The 18101-nt window shown below is 67.5% G+C and carries 15 protein-coding genes, 2 tRNA genes and 1 other RNA gene; 12 read left to right on the top strand and 6 right to left on the bottom strand.

Annotation, left to right across the window (positions count from 1 at the left end; genetic code table 11):
* Nucleotides 1-52 precede the first annotated feature (52 nt).
* Together FHR84_RS16365 and FHR84_RS16360 are read right to left on the bottom strand one after the other, a co-directional pair.
* Nucleotides 53-1363, bottom strand: a complete 1311-nt coding sequence (locus tag FHR84_RS16365; protein WP_179536403.1) for an AarF/UbiB family protein — start codon at nucleotides 1361-1363, stop codon at nucleotides 53-55.
* 268 nt (nucleotides 1364-1631) lie between these two features.
* The gene (locus FHR84_RS16360; protein ID WP_169336111.1) at nucleotides 1632-1796 is read right to left on the bottom strand and encodes a DUF5679 domain-containing protein; all 165 of its coding nucleotides are present in this window, start codon (nucleotides 1794-1796) and stop codon (nucleotides 1632-1634) included.
* Nucleotides 1797-2083: 287 nt separating this feature from the next.
* Between FHR84_RS16360 and FHR84_RS22965 the strand changes: the two genes are divergently transcribed.
* A complete protein-coding gene (locus tag FHR84_RS22965) occupies nucleotides 2084-2635 on the top strand; it encodes a YgjP-like metallopeptidase domain-containing protein (protein WP_179536402.1) in 552 nt (183 codons plus the stop codon).
* A 150-nt stretch (nucleotides 2636-2785) separates the two neighbouring features.
* On the opposite strand, the gene FHR84_RS16350 is transcribed toward FHR84_RS22965, so the two are convergent.
* Complete coding sequence (locus tag FHR84_RS16350; protein WP_179536401.1) at nucleotides 2786-4267, bottom strand: zinc-dependent metalloprotease; 1482 nt, start codon at nucleotides 4265-4267, stop codon at nucleotides 2786-2788.
* Between the two features lie 296 nt (nucleotides 4268-4563).
* On the opposite strand from FHR84_RS16350, the gene FHR84_RS16345 reads away from it, so the two are divergent.
* The gene (locus FHR84_RS16345) at nucleotides 4564-5589 is read left to right on the top strand and encodes a PDZ domain-containing protein (RefSeq protein WP_179536400.1); all 1026 of its coding nucleotides are present in this window, start codon (nucleotides 4564-4566) and stop codon (nucleotides 5587-5589) included.
* 174 nt (nucleotides 5590-5763) lie between these two features.
* Here the strand turns inward: FHR84_RS16345 and FHR84_RS16340 are convergent, their stop codons facing one another.
* Nucleotides 5764-6342 (bottom strand): PPA1309 family protein, encoded by a 579-nt coding sequence (locus FHR84_RS16340; protein WP_179536399.1) that lies wholly within the window; start codon nucleotides 6340-6342, stop codon nucleotides 5764-5766.
* A 383-nt stretch (nucleotides 6343-6725) separates the two neighbouring features.
* Here FHR84_RS16340 and FHR84_RS16335 point away from each other — a divergent pair, with 383 nt between their 5' ends.
* The 3 genes from FHR84_RS16335 to FHR84_RS16325 all read left to right on the top strand — a co-directional run bounded on the left by FHR84_RS16335 (nucleotide 6726) and on the right by FHR84_RS16325 (nucleotide 10577).
* The gene (locus FHR84_RS16335; protein ID WP_179536398.1) at nucleotides 6726-9698 is read left to right on the top strand and encodes a UPF0182 family protein; all 2973 of its coding nucleotides are present in this window, start codon (nucleotides 6726-6728) and stop codon (nucleotides 9696-9698) included.
* A gap of 479 nt (nucleotides 9699-10177) precedes the next feature.
* Nucleotides 10178-10251, top strand: a tRNA-Met gene (locus FHR84_RS16330).
* A 252-nt stretch (nucleotides 10252-10503) separates the two neighbouring features.
* Nucleotides 10504-10577: transfer RNA gene (locus FHR84_RS16325), tRNA-Met, on the top strand.
* Nucleotides 10578-10894: 317 nt separating this feature from the next.
* Here the strand turns inward: FHR84_RS16325 and FHR84_RS16320 are convergent.
* The gene (locus FHR84_RS16320) at nucleotides 10895-11107 is read right to left on the bottom strand and encodes a hypothetical protein (RefSeq protein ID WP_179536397.1); all 213 of its coding nucleotides are present in this window, start codon (nucleotides 11105-11107) and stop codon (nucleotides 10895-10897) included.
* Between the two features lie 356 nt (nucleotides 11108-11463).
* On the opposite strand from FHR84_RS16320, the gene FHR84_RS16315 reads away from it, so the two are divergent.
* From FHR84_RS16315 to ssrA, 6 genes are all read left to right on the top strand, one after another.
* On the top strand, nucleotides 11464-11961 hold the full coding sequence (locus tag FHR84_RS16315; protein ID WP_026152656.1) for a PadR family transcriptional regulator: 498 nt from the start codon (nucleotides 11464-11466) through the stop codon (nucleotides 11959-11961).
* A gap of 68 nt (nucleotides 11962-12029) precedes the next feature.
* Nucleotides 12030-13148, top strand: a complete 1119-nt coding sequence (prfB, locus tag FHR84_RS16310; protein WP_179536396.1) for a peptide chain release factor 2 — start codon at nucleotides 12030-12032, stop codon at nucleotides 13146-13148.
* Between the two features lie 110 nt (nucleotides 13149-13258).
* Nucleotides 13259-13948, top strand: coding sequence for a cell division ATP-binding protein FtsE (ftsE, locus tag FHR84_RS16305; RefSeq protein WP_179536395.1), 690 nt, complete (start codon nucleotides 13259-13261; stop codon nucleotides 13946-13948).
* A gap of 74 nt (nucleotides 13949-14022) precedes the next feature.
* A complete protein-coding gene (ftsX, locus tag FHR84_RS16300; RefSeq protein ID WP_179536394.1) occupies nucleotides 14023-14925 on the top strand; it encodes a permease-like cell division protein FtsX in 903 nt (300 codons plus the stop codon).
* A 171-nt stretch (nucleotides 14926-15096) separates the two neighbouring features.
* Nucleotides 15097-15573, top strand: coding sequence for an SsrA-binding protein SmpB (gene smpB / locus FHR84_RS16295; RefSeq protein WP_179536393.1), 477 nt, complete (start codon nucleotides 15097-15099; stop codon nucleotides 15571-15573).
* A 406-nt stretch (nucleotides 15574-15979) separates the two neighbouring features.
* Nucleotides 15980-16351, top strand: a transfer-messenger RNA (tmRNA) gene (gene ssrA, locus FHR84_RS16290).
* A gap of 166 nt (nucleotides 16352-16517) precedes the next feature.
* On the opposite strand, the gene FHR84_RS16285 is transcribed toward ssrA, so the two are convergent.
* Complete coding sequence (locus tag FHR84_RS16285; protein WP_179536392.1) at nucleotides 16518-16874, bottom strand: ArsR/SmtB family transcription factor; 357 nt, start codon at nucleotides 16872-16874, stop codon at nucleotides 16518-16520.
* 56 nt (nucleotides 16875-16930) lie between these two features.
* On the opposite strand from FHR84_RS16285, the gene FHR84_RS16280 reads away from it, so the two are divergent.
* The gene (locus FHR84_RS16280; RefSeq protein ID WP_179536391.1) at nucleotides 16931-17980 is read left to right on the top strand and encodes a cation diffusion facilitator family transporter; all 1050 of its coding nucleotides are present in this window, start codon (nucleotides 16931-16933) and stop codon (nucleotides 17978-17980) included.
* Nucleotides 17981-18101: the final 121 nt, after the last annotated feature.

Raw genomic sequence — 18101 nt, 5'->3', positions numbered from 1 at the left:
GAACGGTTCCGGAAAGGACGTTTCGCGCGAAACCTTCCACAGCGGACCGGGCTCAGTCCAGGAACCCGGGTTGCCAGGTGGCGATGATCTCCCGCGCCGCCACCTCGGCGTCGAGCTGGCAGAGGATCCCGGTAGCGCCCAGAGTCACCCGGTGGATCAACAGGTAGTCCGGGGGCAGGTTCAGCGAACGCCCGGTCCGGAAGTCGGGACTGCGCAGATCACCGACGCGATCCGCCTGGTACTGCAACCACGCGCGTGTGAAGTGGAAGGTCTCCGTGCGAACCGGGTCCACGAACGGGCCGAGGTAGGCCTGCACGTCCTCGGCTCGGAGGGCGGAGTCGGTCTGTACGAACCGATCGGAGCGCAGCAGGTCCATCAGCTCCTCGGCGCGGTCCTCCAGCGCGAGTCGCAGCATGCGTCCCAGCGTGGTGGGCAGCCCCTCCGGGAGCCGTGCCACGGCACCGAAGTCGATCACGCTCAGTCTGCCGTCCGGAAGCAGCCGGAAGTTGCCCGGATGCGGATCCGCGTGCAACAGCCCGACCCGAGCCGGGGATGAGAAGTGGAACTCGCTGAGCAGCCTGCCCGCCCGGTTCCGCTGCTCACGCGAGCCGTTCTCGATGATCTCGGCGAAGGGTTCACCGGAAACCCACTCGGTCACCATGACCTTGGGGGAGCTGGCGACGACCCCGGGAACGCGCACGAGTTCGTCGTCGGCGAAAGCCGCGGCGAACGCACGTTGGTTGTCGGACTCGATGCGGTAGTCGAGTTCCTCCACCATCCGATCCTGCAGCTCGTTGAGCAGCGGCTTTATCTCCGCCCCCGGGAGCAGGGACTGGAAGAGCCTGGAAAAGCGCATCAGCTGGCGCAGATCGGAACGCAGTGCCTCGTCGGCCCCGGGGTACTGGATCTTGACCGCGACCTCCCTGCCGTCGTGCCAGACGGCCCGGTGCACCTGTCCGATACTCGCCGCCGCGGTGGGGGAGTCGTCGAACTCGGCGAAACGTCGGTGCCAGTCGGCGCCCAACTGCTCGTCGAGGGTTCTCCGCACGCTGGCTTCCGACATCGGTGGTGCCGTTGCCTGCAACTTGGACAGTGCCTGCCGGTAGGGCTCGGCCAGCTCGTCGGGAACCGCCGCTTCGAACACGCTCAACGCCTGTCCGAACTTCATGGCGCCGCCCTTGAGCTGTCCGAGGACGGCGAACAACTGCTCGGCGGTTCGCGCGGAGAAGTCCGCGCTGACCGTGGCGGCGTCCTGTCCGGTCAGCCGCTTGCCCCATCCCGCGGCCACCCTCCCTGCGGCACCGAGCGGCAGACTTGCCAGCTTGGCGGTACGCTGCGCTGCCCGGCGGGGAACATCGGTCACGGGAACTCCCTTCCAGTCGGCAGGTGGCGAAGGCGGCTCGGCCTTCGAACACACGCCTACGGACTCACCGCCATGTTAGAGGTATTCGCATAGCCGTGTGCAAGATCGCCACGGACGAATTCGCTCTTTCCCGCGGGGAGGAGTGCCCGTCCCGAGTCCGGGTGAGGTGCTCAGCGCTGTCGTGTTGTCGCGTTTCCGACTCCCGTCGGAACGATCGCCGCCCTCCGGTCCGTGAGTAGTGGTCGGGGAGATTTCCGCGTGGAAGGGGTCACCCCTGGGCGTTGTGTGCCTTTCCGAGAATGCGTGTCATTTTCGTGCCGCACACCGGACAGGTCCCCTTGGCCATCCTCCTGCCGTTGGTCTCCGAGATCTCGCCGGTGAAGTCTCGTTTCTCCCGGCACTTCACGCAGTAGCCGTTGTACGTTTCGGCCAAGGCTTCCTCCTCTGTCGCCGTCCCGAGGTCCGGATCTTCGGTACGCACCGTTGTGCCTGTCCGGACTACGCTGGGCAAAAGGTACCCGTGGGCGGGGCGGCGCGCATGCGTTCGGAGTGTCGCGAGTTCGTGTGAAAGTGCTGGGCGAATCGCAAACACTCTGCGTGTTTGATCGAAATTTCTCCGGACGGTCCCGCCCGTTGCGACCGCCCCGGGTCGGAGTCGATCTGCGGGTAGGATCACAGCGGACGTCCGGAGCCGGAGGAGGCTAGCTAGGCTCCCGGAGCGTGTCCGAACCGCAAGTGGAGGTGCGCCGCAGCAAGCGCAGGCGTCAAACGGTCAGTGCCTATCGCGACGGCGGCAAGGTGGTCGTGCTGCTACCGGCCAGGATGAGCCGGAGCGAGGAGAAGCGCTGGGTCGAGGAAATGCTCAGCAGACTCCGCCGCAGCGAGACCCGACGCAAGTCACCGGCACGGGAGTCCGACACCGCGCTGGCCGACAGGTGCGGTGAACTCGCTGAGCAGTACCTGGAGGGCAGGGCGGTTCCCACGGGCATCCGGTGGGTGGCGCCGATGCGCACCAGATGGGCCTCCTGCACGCCGAGCGAGGGCACCATAAGGGTCAGCCGCAGACTGCGCGATGTCCCGTCCTGGGTGCTCGACTACGTGCTGGTCCACGAGCTGACGCATCTGCTGGTGCCCGGGCACGGGGCGGACTTCTGGGCCTGGGTGCGCAGGTACCCGAAGACCGAGCGAGCCATCGGCTACCTGGAGGGGCTGGCCGCGGCGGCACAGCTGGAGCTCGACGGGGACGACGAGGAGGACTGCACCGACCGGTGACGGCCGGGAACCCGGAGCCCCGGTCCCCGGCCGACTCCGGTGTCGGTTCGGCCGGGAGCGGCACCACCCGACGTCGGGGCACCAGCCCGCGGGCCCGCGGGGGTTCCGCCGAGCGACCACCCACGACGGGGAGGAGCGGAGAACTTCGGATCAGCGGTCGGCGCCGCCCTGCTGTGCGTCCCCGTCGTCCTCGCCGTTCCCGCGGTTCCGCTCATCCGAGTCGTCGTCCTCGGTGCTCGAGTTCTCCTCCGCGGCTTGCTCCTCGGCCTCGGCGCGTCGGATGGCGGCGATGGGATCGTCCAGGTCCTCGTGGCCCCGGCCCCAGCGGTCGGCGAAGTCCAACGGCTCGTCGAGGTCGGAACCGTCCGGCAACAGGTCGGGGTGGTCCCACACCTGGTCGCGGCCGGTCACTCCGTAGCGTTCGGTCATCAGCCGCCACAGCGAAGCCGCCGCACGAAGCCTGCGCGGCCGCAGCTGCAGCCCGACGAGCGTGGCGAAGGTCTGCTCGGCGGGGCCACCGCTGGCGCGCCTGCGCCGCACGGTCTCCCCGAGCGCGTCCGCACCCGGCAGCCGGTCCCCGACCGCATCGGCCACGACCACGTCGACCCAGCCCTCGACGAGCGCCAACAGGTTCTCCAGCCTGCCGAGGGCGGCCTGCTGCTCGTCGGTGGTCTTCGGCTCGAGCATGCCGGAGTTCATCAGTTCCTGCATCGAACTCGGATCGCTCGGGTCGATCCTGCTCGCGAGGTCCTCCAGCGAGGAGGTGTCGACCTGGATGCCGCGCGCGTACTCCTCCACCGTGGCGAGCAGCTGTTGGCGGAGCCAGGGGACGTGGCTGAACAGCCGGTGGTGGGCGGCCTCCCGCGCGGCGAGGAAGACGGTTATCTCGCTGGCGGGACGATCCAGTCCCTGGCCGAAGCGTTCGACGTTGGCAGGCATCAGGGCGGCCGTGCCGTCGGGTCCCAGCGGCAGTCCCACCTCGGTCGAGGTGAGCACCTCGCCACCGAGTTGGGCCAGACCGTTCCCCAGCTGGGAACCGAAGGTCAACCCGCCCATCTGGCCGAGCATGGAGACTATGGGGCCCGCGGCCTGCTTGGCTTCCTGCGGCAGGGCTTCCAGCCACGCCTCGGAGACCCGCTGCGCCACCGGGTCGCACAACCGTTGCCAGATCGGCAGGGTCTTGTCCACCCAGTCACCCGGCGACCAGGCCTGGACGGTGTGCGTTCCCGCCGGGAACGAGGTGGTGGGGTCGAGCCAGAGCTCGGCCAGCCGTACTCCGTCCTCGACGGCCTTGGTCTGCTCCTGCGTCGGCCGCTCGTTGCTCTGCAGCTGCTGGTGGGCCAGCTGTTTGGCCAAGTCGTAGTTGACCGGTCCCGCGCTGCCGCTCGACGACTGGCTGAGGGCCTGCCCGAGTTGAGTCAGCATTTGGCCGAGGGCGCCGATGTCGAAATTCGGCATACCGCCGCCAGGACCGGGCATGCCCCCGGGGCCGAAGCCGGGGAAGGACCCCGTTCCTCCGGAGGATCCGGCGTCGCCCCCTGAGCTTCCTTCCGACGATTCGCCCCTGTCGCGATCGTCGGGCTCCTCGTTGTTGGGATCGTGGGGGCCGAACCCGAAGGGCACATCACTCATGGTTCCAGCGTACGCGGAACTCGCGGAGGACTGTAGGCGAGCGGGCCCCGCGCGGAAGGCGTGTCGTGCGGTCGGATGCTCGGGGAATCCGCGGCAGACTCGGCGCTTCGGCAGCGTTCAGGGGGTATCCGGGCAGCGGTCGTTCGCCGCTGCTCGTGGCGTTCCCGCGCCGACCGAGAGCTTGTTCGCTTCCGGCGAAACACGTGGTTCCGCCCGGCTGATGACGAACGAGACATCTCGGGCGCGGCTCCGGTCACCCGTCGGACGGGGAGGGGTGGCACGTAGGGTGTCGGACTGTGAGTCGCCGAACCTGGACCCTGCTGACGAGTGTCGTTCTTGTCGTGGTCTTCGGGATGCTCGGAGCCTTCCTGCCCGTGCCCTACGTGGCTCTCGGCCCGGGCCCGACGCACGACACCCTCGGAAGCTACGAGGGAAGGGAAGTGGTGCGCATCGACGGCACGAAGACCTTCCCGACGGCGGGCCACCTCAACATGACCACCGTTTCGGTGGTGGACCAGCTGTCCGTGTTCAACGCGCTCGCGCTCTGGGCGAGCGGCGACCACGCACTGGCTCCGCGCGAGCTGTACTTCCCTCCGGACAAGTCCGAGAAGGAGGTCGAGCGCACCAACACCAAGGCCTTCCGGAGCTCCCAGACGGCGGCCGAGACCGCGGCCCTGAAACACCTGGGGTATCCGACCAGGCTCGTGGCCGACCAGGTGGTGGAGGGCTCGCCGGCGGAAGGCGTCGTCGCCCCGGACGACGAACTCATCTCGGCGGACGGTACTTCGCTCAGCGATCCGCAGTCGCTGATCGACGCGCTCTCCGACACGAAGCCCGGCCAGCGCGTGACCATACGTTTCAAGCACGCCGATCAGGAGCCGCGGGAAGCGACGATCGAGCTCGGTGAGCGGCCCGACGACAAGCAGCAGGGCTTCCTCGGGGTGCAGCCGGCCCTGCGCCCCAACGCGAACTTCGACATCGACATCCGGCTCCCCAACGTGGGCGGTCCTTCCGCGGGGCTGATGTTCTCGCTGTCCATCGTGGACAAGCTGACCCCGGGCAAGCTGACGGCGGGGAAATTCGTCGCCGGTACGGGGGAGATCGACCCCGCGGGCGAGGTCGGCCGCATCGGCGGTATCGGATTCAAGATGGTCAAGGCCCGGGAAGCGGGCGCCGAGATCTTCCTCACCCCGGAGGGCAACTGCGCGGCGGCCAAGTCCCAGGCGCCCTCCGGGATGAAGCTGATCAAGGTGAGCACGCTCGACGACGCGGTCGACGCCCTGAACGCGCTCGAGAACGGGAAGTCCCCGCAGAGCTGTTGACGTGCCGTCGGCGTGGGGGACCGCCCCGCCGGAAGGCGGTCGTCACGCCGCGCCACCGCTCCACGACTCGCTCGGCGAACCGAGGAGTCGTGGAACGGCGCACCGGGGCCGACCGATGTTCCCCGCTCTCCCCCGTCGCGGGTGGTTCCGCCGCGGGGGTCCCCTCGCGGGCTCTCACTCCTCGAAAGTGGCGTGCAACGCGTTGAGCAGGTTCGGTGCCAACGCGCTGTCCTCCACCAGTTCGCCTTCCTCGGCCTCCGGGTCGTCGTCGAAGCTCGCCGCCGCGTCGTCCGGGTCCTGCTCCGGGGACTTGTTGCGGAGCCGCAGCACGCAGGTTTGTGTTCCGCTGCGCAGCACCCCGGCCACGATCCTGGCCTCCCGGCGCTCGGGGTGTTCGGCCGCGGCCGCCTGTGCGGCGGATCCCTCCTCGGGCAGTTCCTGCTCGGCCTCCGGTGGAAGCACCACGATCTCCTGGACCAGCGCGCAGCCGAGCACGCGTTCGGGCCAGCTGATCCCGGCCAGTGCCTCCCCGAGGTCCTGACTGGGCAGCTCGTCCTGCGCCACCGGAGTCAGCGGCGACTGCGTGTTGAGCTGCTCCTCCAGATCCGGTTCGGCCTCGAGCAGTTCGGTCGTGTCGACCAACGCGAACATCCGAGCGGGTCGGTTCCACCCCTCCGAGGCGACGAACTGTTCGATTTCACGTACGACCGTCGGCAGGGCCGCGGTCATCTCATCGGTGATAGCGGACGACATTGGCCCATCGTCGCACCGCTTCGCCGTGCGTCCGCTTTCCCGGGGGCGGCGCGCGAGCCTCCGTTCCGGAGGGAGCCTCTCCGACCGGGCCGCCGGTCGGGTCGGGGTTTTCCTCCGGCGCCGCGAGCGCCGAAACGACCCCCCGGGCGACTCGCGCCGCCGCGGGAGGTCCCGCCGAGCGACCACCCGCGACAGGGGGAGCGGGAAACGGCGGTGAAGGCGGCTCACCTCCGCCTGAAGCGGCGCGGCTTGTCCGTTTAGGGCGAATCGACGGGCACCGTCCCCGTGTCTGGGGGCTGGGTCGTAGAGTTGACCGCACGGGTGTCCGGGTCGCTCGGCGACTCGGCCCCGTTGCCCGCGGATCGTCACCAGGAGAGTGCGCTGTGGCCACGAGGCCGGTAGGAGTACCCAAACTGTCCCGGCGTAGCCGGATCCTTCTGATCCTGGGCGCGGCGGTGCTGGTAGCACTGATCGTCGGATCACGGCTGATCGGGACATACGTTGATTGGCTGTGGTTCGGTAGTGTCGACTACCGGGGAATATTCACCACGATCGTGCTGACCCGGATCGTGCTGTTCGCCTGTGGGGGAGTTTTCCTCGGTGGAATTCTGGCACTGAACCTGTGGCTGGCCTACAGGACGAGACCGGTGTTCGTGCCGGTCAGCGGGCAGGACGACCCGCTGGCCCGCTATCGCACGGTGATCACCCAGCGCTCCAAGTGGTTCGGCATCGGCATCCCCGTCGTGGTCGGCGCGATCGGCGGCCTCGCCGCTACGGGCGACTGGCGCATGGTGCAGATGTTCCTGAACAGGCAGACCTTCGGGAGCCAGGATCCGGTCTTCGGGCACGACCTCGGCCTCTACGTCTTCCAGCTTCCGTTCTTCCGCTGGGTGCTGGCCTGGGCGTTCATCGCGGTGACCCTGTCGTTCTTCGCCGCGCTGGCCACGCACTACGTCTTCGGCGGCGTCAAGATCGCCGGACGCTCCGGTCAGATCTCCCAGGCCGCGCGCATTCAGCTGGCGGTGCTGGCCGGAATCTTCGTGCTGCTCAAGGCGGTCGACTTCTTCTTCGACCGTTGGGACCTGCTGCTTTCCCAGCGCAGTGATCTGTTCACCGGTGCGAGTTACACGGACCTGAACGCCGTGATGCCGGCGAAGGTGATCCTGCTGTGCATCTCGGTGATCTGCGCCCTCGCCTTCTTCGCGGTGATCTTCCTGCGCAATCTGCAGATCCCCGCCCTGGCCACGGTGCTGCTGGTGCTTTCCAGCCTGGTGATCGGCGCGTTGTGGCCCGCGTTGTTGCAGCAGTTCTCGGTGGAGCCGAACGCCAACGAGCGGGAGTCCACATCGATCGAGCGCAACATGAACGCCACCAAGCAGGCCTTCGGGATCACCGACGACAAGGTCACCGTCAAGGAGAACTACGGCGGCAACGAGGACGTGAGCCCGGAGGACGTCGCCCAGGACACCGGCACGATCTCCAACGTGCGGTTGCTCGACCCGAGCCTGCTCTCCGAGACCTTCACCCAGTTGGAGCAGCAGTTCAACTTCTACGGGTTCCCGGACGAGCTGGACATCGACCGCTACCGCGACGAGAACGGCGAGCTGCAGGACTACCTGGTCGCGGTGCGCGGGATCAACACGGATGGGCTCGCGGACAACCAGCGGTCCTGGATCAACCGCCACATGGTCTACACCCACGGCAACGGATTCGTGTCGGCTCCGGCCGACCGGGTGAGCAACGTTCCCGGTGAGGGGTCGGACACCGGGTCCTACCCGGTGTTCTCGATGAGCGACGTGAGCAACGACGGGCAGGGCGAGATCCCGGTGGACCAGCCGCGGGTCTACTACGGTCAGCTCAACCAGGACTACGCGATCGTCGGCGCCGAACAGGGCGAGAACCCGCGGGAGTACGACACGCAGAACTCCCGTTACACCTACACGGGAGACGGCGGGGTCGCGATCGGCAACTGGTTCAACAGGGCCGTGTTCGCCGCCAACTACGGTGAGCGCAACATCCTGTTCAACCAGAACATCGGTTCCAATTCCAAGATCATGTTCGATCGGAACCCGCGGCAGCGGGTGCAGAAGGTCGCCCCGTGGCTCGAGCTGGACGGCGATGCCTACCCGGCGGTGATCGACGGCAAGATCAAGTGGATCGTGGACGGCTACACCACGCTGGACAACTACCCGTACTCCAAGCTGACGTCCTTCGGGCAGGCGGCCAGCGACTCCACCAGCAGTCCCGCCCAGTCGAACCAGCAGATCAACTACATCCGCAACTCGGTCAAGGCCACGGTCGACGCCTACACGGGCGAGGTGAAGCTGTACGAGTTCGGCAAGAAGGACCCGGTGCTGGAAGCATGGAAGGGCGTCTTTCCCGGGCTGATCGAGCCGAAGAGCGAGATCAGCGACGAACTGCGCCAGCACCTCCGCTACCCGGCCGACCTGTTCAAGGTGCAGCGCCAGTTGCTGGCGCGGTACCACGTGGACAATCCGGGGGACTTCTACGCCACGCGTGGGTTCTGGGAGGTTCCGACCGATCCGAACCAGGAGCAGCGCCAGGGCCCCGGTGAGAACCAGCCCCCGTTCTACGTGGTCGCGCAGGCGCCGACGCAGAATCGGCCGACCTTCCAGCTGACCAGTGCGATGACCGCGCTGGAACGCCAGAACCTCTCCTCGTGGGTCTCCGCGTCCTCGAGTCCGGAGAGCTACGGCGAGTTGACCGTGCTGGAGCTGCCGACCGAGAACCAGACACCGGGTCCGGTGCAGGTGCAGCGCCAGATGGAGTCGACGCCGAAGGTCACCGAGGACCGGACGTTGTTCGACAACCCCGGTGTGCGCGCGATGTTCGGCAACCTGCTGACCCTGCCCGTCGAGGGCGGCATGCTCTACGTCGAGCCGATCTACATCAGGCCGAACAACGAGGACTCCTACCCGCAGCTGGCCAGGGTGCTGACCTTCTACGGCGGCAGCGTCGGCTACGCCGACACCCTCAAGGGCTCGTTGGAGCAGGTGTTCGGACCGGGCGCGGGCAGGAATGCCCAGACGGCGGAGAACGAGGACGACCAGCAGGACGGTGGCGGCCAGCAGGGTGGCGACCAGGGCGGCGACCAGGGCGGTGACCAGAGCGGTGACCAGAGCGGTGACGGCCAGCAGGGGGGCGACCAGGACGGTGACCAGCAGGGCAGCGGTCAGGATCCTCAGGTCGCGCAGGCGACGCAGGAGCTGCAGGCCGCGCTCGAGCAGGTCCGCTCGGCTCAGGAGTCGGGCAACTTCGGTGAGATCGGTCAGGCCCTCCAGCGACTGGAGGAGGCCATGAACAGCTACGAGCAGGCGACCGGCAGCGGTGGATGATCCGCGGCGGGCGCGGACGGGGACCCGTCCGCGCCCGCTGTTCGGGTGAGAACGCCCCGACCGGTTCGCCCCTCCGGCTCCGCCGGAGGGGCGTTTTTGTTTCCGGGATCGGTGGTGCCGGTTACGCAGGTGGTTGCGTGGCGGAACCTCAGTCGGCGCCCGGCTCCGGGTGCCCGACATCGAGTAGCCACCTACGCCACGTCGGGCCTTCCTCGCCGGGCACTCGACTGAGAACCCGCGGTCGGCCGAGTTGCCTAGGCTGAAGCACCTGCGTTGGAGCGGAGTCTTTCCGGCGGTGCTGACTGCCCAGGCTCAGAGCGCTCGCGTTGGAGTGGTTCTCTTGATTGGGGCCTGTCCGGCGTCTTCGGCGGTGTTTTGGCTGTTCAGGAGGTTGGTCAAGGGTTGTTGCACCCCCCTGTGAAGCTCCCTTCCCGGCGGTGTAGAGTATCAACTACAACGAAATACAGCGCAGAACACGGCGCGGGGTGGAGCAGTTCGGTAGCTCGCTGGGCTCATAACCCAGAGGTCACAGGTTCGAATCCTGTCCCCGCTACTTGGTTCGCCCCTCCGGCCCAGCCGGAGGGGCGTTTTTGTTTCCGGGGTCGGTGGTGCCGGTTACGCAGGTGGTTGCGTGGCGGAACCTCAGTCGGCGCCCGGCTCCGGGTGCCCGACATCGAGTAGCCACCGTCTTCGGCGGTGTTTGGGCTGTTCAGGAGGTTGGTCAAGGGTTGTTGCACCCCCCTGTGAAAGTCTCTTCTCGGCGGTGTAGAGTATCAACTACAACGAAATACAGCGCAGAACACGGCGCGGGGTGGAGCAGTTCGGTAGCTCGCTGGGCTCATAACCCAGAGGTCACAGGTTCAAATCCTGTCCCCGCTACTTGGTCAGGCCCCGGGATCTTTCTCGGGGCCTGAAGCTTTTCGGGCCCCGTTGGTACGACCGGGCCGCCGCCCCCTACCGGGACGTCGCGGCGTGGTCGGGCGACCGGATCGTCGGCCGAACCGGCGCGTGGTGCTCGTTCGAGGTGTTCTGTTCGGGTTGTCGTGGGTGTTCGGTTGGCGGAACCCTCCGCTGTCTCGTGAGCGGGTGCCCCGCCATCGAGTGGCCGCTCCTGTCGGAACATCCGGCCCGGAGCCCGCGGGCGGACAGCCGGGCCGAAGGAGACCTCCCGAAAGAGCTCAGGGCGGGGACCGGTGTCAGCTGTCGGCCCACTTGCGGGCGCAGTTCGGCGAACAGACTCGCCCGTCGCTGCTCCCGCCGCGCACTGAGCGCATCTTCCGGCCGCAGACTATGCAGTTGCGCGGGTTGTCGACCTGAATCGGCATCATCGATTTCGCGCGTTGGGTGACGCGGTTGGTTACCTTGTTCCTGCCTTCGGCGAGCTTGGTCCGCAACAGACTGCGATGCACGGTGTTACCTCCCTTGTCCCGGCGGGTGTCGTACGCGCACCCGTCGCAGTGTCCGACCCTGTTTCTCGGTCGGCCACTGTGAAGGGTGCCCTTAGTACGAGTCCTTTTGCAGCATTCAAGCAAGAATTCGCCCGTTCGGGCTAGTAGTTATCCCTGTCCAGAGGACAGTGAGTGTACGAATTGACGGTTTCGGGCGGATGATGTCGCGTTGAAGGCGAAACGAACTCGGTTTGTTCGCTCGAAGTGTTTTCCTGGAAGCGGTGCGTGTTCGAGAATCTCTCCGAACAGGCCGTCAACGCGGACACGCGCTACGGCCATTGTGGACACCCCCTTCGCATCGTGGCACCGTAGGAGCCGTGACCGACCTGAATGCGACTTCCGCAGCCTTGCTGGGGCTCCTCCACGAGGGGCCGATGACCGGTGGACAGCTGGTGGCTGCCGCAACCGACCGGTTCAGCGGATTCTTCAGCGTCACCCGCAGCCAGGTTTACCGGGAACTTCCCGCGCTGGCCGAAGCGGGCATGCTGCGTCTCGGCAAGCAAGGCCCTCGTTCCAGCCAGCAGTACATCATCACGGCGGCGGGAAAACGTGCCTTCAAGTCGTGGTTGAACACGGAGCCGGGCCCGGACAACGTGCGCAGCCCCCTGCTGCTGCGGTTGCGTTACGCCGGGATGCTGACTGCCAAGCAGCGGTCCCAGCTGGTAACCTCGGCACGCGAGCAGTACGTTGAGAAGCTCAACGAGGCCAAAAGTGCGGCCAAGGTGGCCGAGGACCCGTACGAGAAGGCCGCCGCCGACTTCTCGGTCGCGCACAACCGTGCGGTCATCAAGATGCTTGATGCCATCCCCGAATGACCGCTCACCGGCGGAGCGGATCCGGTCCACGTCGGCGGCCGTGAGCGTGTGAAGTAGGCTGGGTAACCGTGAACCCCGACGTCGCCGCCGAACTCAAGGACCTGTCCGAGACCCTCCAGGGCATCGAGCGAGTCATGGATCTCGACGCGTTGCGAGCCAGGATCGCCGAGCTCGAGGAGGAGGCGGCCCGGCCGGATCTGTGGGACAACGTCGAGTACGCCCAGCAGATCAACAGTCAGCTCGTGTACAAGCAGGCCGACCTGCGCAAGATAACCGGCCTGCGGCAGCGGCTCCAGGACCTGGAAGTGCTCTACCAGCTGGGTGAGGACGAGGACGACAAGGCCAGTGTCGCCGAGGCCGAGCAGGAGCGTACGCAGCTGAAGAGGGATCTGGCCGACCTGGAGATCCGCACGCTGCTCTCCGGCGAGTACGACGAGCGTTCCGCCATGGTGACCATCCGCGCGGAAGCGGGTGGCGTCGACGCGGCCGATTTCGCCGAGATGCTCATGCGCATGTATCTGCGCTGGGCCGAGCGGCACGAGTACCAGGTGGACGTCTACGACATTTCCTACGCGGAAGAGGCCGGGGTCAAATCGGCGACTTTCCGCGTCGACACCCCCTTCGCGTACGGCACGCTCTCCGTGGAGCAGGGCACGCACCGGTTGGTGCGGATATCGCCGTTCGACAACCAGGGGCGCAGGCAGACCTCCTTCGCCGGTGTCGAGGTGCTGCCCGTGGTGGAGGAGACCGATCACGTGGAGATCCCGGAGAAGGACATCCGCATGGACGTCTTCCGTTCCTCCGGGCCCGGCGGACAGAGCGTGAACACCACGGATTCCGCCGTGCGGCTCACCCACTACCCGACCGGTATCGTCGTGTCCTGCCAGAACGAGAAGTCCCAGCTGCAGAACAGGGCTGCCGCCATGCGGGTGCTGCAGTCCAAGCTGCTGGCGCGCAAGCGCGAGGAGGAGCGTGCCGAGCTCGACGCGCTCCGCGACAGCAGCGGGTCCGGTTGGGGGAACCAGATTCGTTCCTACGTCCTGCACCCCTACCAGATGGTCAAGGACCTGCGCAGCGGCTACGAGATGGGCAATCCGGAGGTCGTGCTGGAGGGGCAGATCGACGGGCTTCTCGAGGCGGGCATCCGCTGGCGCAGGCAGCAGCACGATCAGCAGAAGCAGGGCTGACCGACTCACCGGCCTTCGAGGGGTGGCTACGGTGAGCTGTCGACTCCGCTGCGTCGACTAGTACGGGTGAGTGACGGTCCGGCGAAGGGCCACAGGTAAGCTCACTGACCGTGATCCGGCTCGAACACGTGTCAAAGACGTACAAGACGTTGGCGCGCCCCGCCCTCGACGACGTCTCGGTCTCGGTGGACAAAGGCGAGTTCGTGTTTCTCATCGGGCCGTCGGGCTCGGGGAAGTCGACCTTCCTTCAGCTGTTGCTGCGCGAGGAGGTGCCCAGTGACGGACGGGTCATCGTCGCCGACTGGAACGTCGCGAAGCTCCCGCGCAGGCGCGTTCCGAAGCTGCGTCAGCGAGTTGGTTGTGTTTTCCAGGACTTCCGCCTGCTGAACAACAAGACCGTCTCCGAGAACGTCGCGTTCGCGCTCGAAGTCATCGGGAAGCCGAGGCACACGATCCGCAAGGTGGTTCCCGAGGTGCTGCAGCTCGTCGGGCTCGACGGCAAGGCCGATCGCATGCCGGCCGAGCTCTCCGGCGGTGAGCAGCAGCGCGTGGCTATAGCGCGGGCGTTCGTCAACCGCCCACTGGTGTTGATGTGCGATGAGCCCACCGGAAATCTGGATCCGGACACGAGCCAGGACATCATGCTCCTGCTCGAGCGCATCAATCGCACCGGGACCACGCTGGTCATGGCCACCCACGATCACTCCATCGTCGATTCCATGCGCAGAAGGGTCGTCGAGCTCAGCCACGGCAAGGTCATCCGTGACGACGCCCGTGGCGTGTACGGCGTGGGTCGCTGAGTCGACCTCCCGGCCGTGGCCGGCCGCTTCTTCCGACTTCTCCAGCCTCAGACCGCACCGAAAGCTGACTCAAGATGCGCGCGAGCTTCGTATCCAGCGAGGTCGTCAACGGCCTTCGTCGCAATGTGTCGATGACGATCGCGATGATCCTGACCACGGCGGTCTCCCTCACGCTGCTGGGCAGCGGTCTGGTCGTGGTCCGCAAGGTGGATCAGGCCCAGGAATCGCTGCAGCAGGCGGCCGATGTCGTGGTTTACCTCAACGACGACGTCAGCGCGAACGACTCCACCTGTGAACAGCAACCGTGCGCAGGCCTTCGCTCCGAACTGGAACAGGCCTCCGGGGTGCAGTCGGTGGAGTACCAGAACCGGCAGCAGGTGTACCAGCGGGCGATCAAGAAGTTCGAAAACAGGCCGGAACTGCGCGAGATCGCGCGTCCGGAGGCGCTGCCCGCCGCTCTGTGGGTCGAGCTGGGTCAGAACGTCGATCCCGCAGCCGTTCAGCAGCAGTTCGGCGACAGCGCCGGGGTGGCCAACGTCGACAACCAGTCCGAGTTCGTGCAGCAGATGGTCGGCAAGCTCAACGACGTCCGGGACGGGACCTTCCTGATCGCGGCCCTGCAGGCGTTCGCGGCCCTGCTGCTGATTTCGAACACCATTCAGCTTTCCGCGTTCAACAGGCGCACGGAAACCGGGATCATGCGCCTGGTCGGGGCCTCGCGCTGGTACACCCAGCTGCCCTTCCTGCTCGAGGCGATGGTTTCGGGCATCATCGGTTCCCTCGCAGCGGTGGGACTGCTCGTCGTGATCAAGGAGGCCTTCCTCGACGGGCTCATGCAGCCGCTCACCAACGCCGGACTGCTGACCCCGGTCAGCTATGCCGACATCGCCTTCGTCTCGCCGGTCCTGGTTCTGGTCGCCTCGGTGATCTCGGGGCTGACGGGGTACCTGACCCTGCGGTTGTACGTGCGGATCTGACCCAGGACTCCCGTTCCGCGCTCCCGGCGGGTGCGGAACCCGGAGGTCGCGCGCTTTCCGCCGACTCGTCCGGGGCGTGTGCGGTGCTTCACGCCTTCGCGTGGCACCGCACACGGCGCCGCGGAGGAAACCGCGTCGTCACGTCCCGCGCTTCGGGGCTATCCTCGCGGTATGCCGAAGGAACGTGGCCACAACCTGATCGCGCGCAATCGCAAGGCGCGGCACGACTGGACTGTGCTGGACACCTACGAGGGGGGCATGGCCCTGACCGGTACCGAGGTGAAGAGCCTGCGCCAGGGACGTGCCTCGCTGGTCGACTCCTTCGCCACGATCGATCACGGCGAGGTGTGGCTGCGGAACATGCACATCCCGGAGTACACCGAGGGCACGTGGACGAACCACGCTCCACGCAGGTCCCGCAAGATTCTGCTGCACCGGGACGAGATCGAACGGTTGATGGGCAAGACCAAGGAGAGCGGGCTGAGTCTCGTTCCGCTCTCGCTGTACTTCTCGGACGGCAAGGCCAAGGTCGAACTGGCGCTGGCACGCGGTAAGCGGGTCCACGACAAGCGCAGGGACATGGCCAAGCGGGACGCGGAGCGCGAGATGGCCCGGGCCATAGGGCAGCACCGCAAGGGGATGCGCTGATCGCCCCGGTGCGCGTGCGACGAGGGGAGTCGAGTGGGCCCGGCTTCCGGTTCGTCCCGTGATCCGTCCCCGGGGCGGTGGAGGACACCGAGGCCCCGGGAAGGTAGGCCGAGCTCGGGACCGCCGGACGAGCGGTCCCGCGGGCCGGAGGCCGGGAATACCGTTCCCGCGTCCGGTGTTGGGCGGGGCGTCCACGCGGTTGCTCGGTTAGGGCGCGGACGCGGTCACCGAGGTCGCGGATCGTCCCGAGGGACGGGTGGGTGCGAAGGCCGCGGAGCCGGCTCGCGAGATCGAGTCCGGATCGTGACGTGATCCGGGAATGATCGCGCGGCTGCGAGGCGTTACACTTGACGAGGACGCCGTGGTGCGAGGCCACAGGGGTCCGGGCTGTTGGAAAACAGAACACGGGGGTGAACGGTTTCGACTCTGGCCGTTGAGCCAAGGGAAGCGTGCCGGTGCAGGCGGAAGACCACCGAAAGCGTCGCCGTAAATTAACAAGCGCCGACAACAAGAGTCAGCGCGAGTTCGCACTCGCCGCCTGAGCGAGTAGCGACTCTGTCGGACCGGGTGAGTCTCCGACCCGGACCCCGGCATCGTTTAGGGGACTCACCGTTGGGCTTGGTCGCGGGGCCTAACGGGACACCGCACAGCGGCTGGGCTTGTCACACCGGCTTGTCCGCGTGACCGGTGAAGCCAAGCAGTGACATAGCGGACTGCGCACGGAGAAGCCTTGGTGAGGCGACAGAGGACCCGGGTTCGAATCCCGGCACCTCCACGAGCGGCCACTGTGGTCGCGAATTCGAGAAGGGCCCTGTTCGGCGGTTCACGCCGGGCAGGGCCCTTTTGCTGTGCGCGGGGCGTGCGGTCCTTCCACCGCGAGGGCTGCTCCCGCGCGGGTCGGGACCACGTTCCGGGAGCGGAGGAGCTCCGCAGGTCCGGAAGGCTCAGTCGTGCTCTTCCGTTCCGGTCAGCCGGTGGTCGGCCGCTTCGACGGCCTCGGCGAGCAGGCGGCGCACGTGGCCCCCGCGTGCTCGGTAGAGCGCTCGTCTGCCCTCTTTCCGGAGTGTGACGAGCCCGGCGAGCCTGAGTTTGGCCAGGTGCTGCGACACCGCGGGCCGGGCCACGCCGACCCGGGCGGCCAGCGTGGCCACGTCGTGCTCCGCGCCGCACATCAGCCACAGCAGCCGCACCCTGGTCGAGTCGGACAGCATCCGGAAGGCCTCCGTGGCCGCTCGCACGTGCTCGCCGCTCGGCAGCTGTTGCCACTGTTCCGCTGCTGCGATGTCGTCGCGTGCGTACATGAGCACATATACTGCCGACTGTCCGGTCACGTCGCAAGCAGCTGGAGGAGTCGGTGATGGGCACGTCCGGTTCCGGCCCCGACAACGGGTGGGGAGCGCGGCGGCACGACGGTTCGGAGCACTCGCACGGTTCCCCGGGGTGGACGCCGCGGGCGCTGTCGCGGTCCCTGGCGCACCTGTTCGTCCCCCACGAGCACGACACGGCGGAACGTGTCGATCGAGCGATGGAGACGAGCCGGGCGGGGATGCGGGCCCTGTGGATCTCGCTGCTGGCGCTGGGAGTCACCGCGGCCGGGCAGGCCGCCGTGTTCGCGCTGTCCGGGTCGGTGGCCCTGCTTTCCGACACCCTGCACAACGTGGCCGACGCCCTGACGGCGGTTCCGCTCGGGATCGCCTTCCTGCTTGGCCGCCGCCCGGCCACCCGGCGGTTTCCCTACGGGTACGGGCGGGCCGAGGACGTGGCCGGGGTGGTCGTCGTACTGGTCGTAGCCGTTTCGGCCGTGGCCGCTCTGGTCGAGTCGGCGGGGAGGTTGCTCTCCCCCGGGGACATGAGCGATCCGCTGATCGTGGCCGCGGCCGGTGTGGTCGGGTTCGTCGGCAACGAGATCGCCGCGGTGGTCCGCGTTCGGACCGGGCGCCGCATAGGCTCGGCCGCTCTGGTGGCGGACGGCCTCCACGCTCGTACCGACTCGTTGACCTCGCTCGGGGTGGTGCTCGCGGCCGCCGGTTCCGCCGCGGGCTGGTCGTTCGCCGATCCGCTCGTGGGGCTGGCGATCGGCTTCGCCATCGCCGTGGTGACGTACTCGGCGGCTAAGCGGGTGCTGGCCAGGCTGATGGATTCGGTCGCCCCGGAGCTGGTGGATCGGGCGAGCGAGGCCCTGGAGGGGCATCCCGAGGTGCGGACCGTCGACGCTGTGCGGCTGCGGTGGATCGGGCACGCTCTGCACGCCGAGGTCGAGCTCGGCGTCTTCGGCGGTCTCACGTTGTCCCGCGCTCACGAGGTGGCCCACGAAGCCGAACGCAGGCTCCGTGGTGAGCTTCCCCGCCTGGAAGGGGCGACCGTGCACACGCATCCCGCCGGTGCGTCCCACGCGAACAACTCGTAGCGGAGCCTCGCGTGGGTGCTCGGTCAGCCGTCGCGTGAGGCGGTGCCTCGCTGCGCCGGGGAACCACGAGCGGTGTCCTGCGTCACGTTCCCTGTCGCCTCGCGGCGCACCCGACTCACGC

The sequence above is a fragment of the Actinopolyspora biskrensis genome (assembly GCF_013408175.1).
GTDB classification, from domain to species: domain Bacteria; phylum Actinomycetota; class Actinomycetes; order Mycobacteriales; family Pseudonocardiaceae; genus Actinopolyspora; species Actinopolyspora biskrensis.
Note: the sequence above shows the minus strand (reverse complement) of the source record. Positions and strands in the feature narration are given on the sequence as shown.